The sequence below is a fragment of the Pseudomonas agarici genome (assembly GCF_900109755.1).
GTDB lineage: Bacteria > Pseudomonadota > Gammaproteobacteria > Pseudomonadales > Pseudomonadaceae > Aquipseudomonas > Aquipseudomonas agarici.
Window position 1 is genome coordinate 1 of sequence record NZ_FOAR01000061.1, and the last position, 1,885, is coordinate 1,885.

A 1,885-nucleotide genomic window follows, 5' to 3' on the forward strand; every position below is an offset into this window, starting at 1 on the left:
ATGACGATCCTGGCATTAAGGGTAATTGCGTCCGCTTAAAAATACGCGGACACAATCGTCCTTATTGCTCGGGCTCGGAAGGTGTGTTCCCCGGCTCCTTACGCTGGCGGTGCAATCACGCTGCTTTAAAAACTGTAATTAGCGTCTTGGCTTGCTGTCGCAAGTGGCCTGCTTTGGTAAAATCCACGGCATGACTTCCTCGCCCAATCTCGATCAAATGACTTCCGACCAACTGCGTGCATTCGCTACGCAGTTGCTGTCGCAAGTCGAGACCATGGGCAAGAAGATCAACCGCGACCAAACGGTGATCGAGAAGCTGACCCACGAGATCGCGCAGCTTAAGCGTTTGAAGTTTGCCAAGCGCAGCGAGCAGATGAATCCTGAGCAGGCCAGCTTGCTCGATGACCTGATCGATACCGATATCGCCGCGATTGAGGCCGAGCTTCAGGCCTTGCAAATAGCCCCAGCGGCGACCGAGAAAAAGCAAAAGCCCAAGCGCACGTCGTTGCCGGCAGAGTTTCCACGCACCTTGATCCATCACGAACCGGACAACACCCACTGCCCGTGCGGCTGCGCGCTCAAGCGCATCGGTGAAGATGTCAGCGAAAAGCTGGACTACATGCTGGGCGTGTTTACCGTTGAATGCCATGTTCGTGGCAAGTGGGTTTGCGATAACTGCGAAACGCTAATCCAGGCACCGGTACCGGCGCAGGTCATCGACAAAGGCATCCCAACCGCCGGGTTGTTGGCCCATGTCATGATCGCGAAGTTCGCTGACCATCTTCCGCTTTACCGTCAGGAGTCGATTTTTGGTCGTGCCGGCTTGGCGATTCCACGTTCGACTTTGGCTCAATGGGTTGGCGTTACTGGCGTGCAGTTGCAGCCACTGGTCGATGCCCTGCGTGACGTAGTGATCGGGCAGCCGGTTGTGCACACGGATGAAACACCCGTGCAGATGCTCGCTCCGGGCTCGAAGAAAACCCACCGTTCTTATGTTTGGGCTTACGCCACCAGCCAGTTCTGCGAAACAGCCGCAGTCGTCTACGACTTTAGCCCCAGCCGCGCCGGTGAGCATGCTCGCAACTTCCTGCAAGGCTGGAAAGGTAAGTGGGTCTGCGACGACTTTGGCGGTTACAAGGCCAGCTTCGAACTCGGCGTGACCGAGATTGGCTGCATGGCTCATGCCCGGCGCAAGTTCTTCGAATTGCACGCTACCAACAAGAGCCAGCTCGCCGAGCAGGCCCTGCGTTACATCCAGTTGCTGTACGAAATCGAGAGCGAAGTGCGCGATCTAGAACCGGATTTACGTTGCCGAATACGGCAAGAAAAAGCCGTGCCGGTGATGGATATGCTGCACGCCTGGGTGATCGCCCAGCGTGATCTTGTGCCCGAAGGTTCGGCTATCAGCAGAGCACTCGATTACAGCCTTAAACGCTGGGCAGCGCTGTCGCGCTACCTCAATGACGGGGCCGTACCCATTGATAATAATTGGGCGGAGAACCAGATCCGGCCATGGGTTCTTGGGCGCAAGAACTGGCTCTTCGCCGGGTCGCTACGCAGCGGAAAACGGGCTGCGGCAATCATGAGCTTGATCCAGTCTGCGCGGCTGAATGGTCATGATCCGTATGCCTATTTGAAGGATGTTCTCACGCGTCTGCCGACGCAACGGGCGAGTGAAATCGAGCAGTTGCTTCCGCATAAGTGGCAGCCGGTTTAATCACGCAAGGGGTGATGCCCGGACGCATACGACGCAGCGGGCGAGTGAAATCGATCAGTTGCTGCCGCATAAATGGCAACTGGATTAAATACTTCAGGCGGCATGCCCGCATGCATGCCTTAAAAGCTATATGGCTTAAGCTCTGCGAGCTGGGACAGCAGGATTAGA

The 1,885-nt window shown here is 56.3% G+C and carries 1 protein-coding gene; it reads left to right on the forward strand.

Annotated elements, in window-relative coordinates:
* Positions 1-190: 190 nt before the first annotated feature.
* On the forward strand, positions 191-1,717 hold the full coding sequence (gene tnpC / locus BMX68_RS24905; protein WP_074862786.1) for an IS66 family transposase: 1,527 nt from the start codon (positions 191-193) through the stop codon (positions 1,715-1,717).
* Positions 1,718-1,885 lie beyond the last annotated feature (168 nt).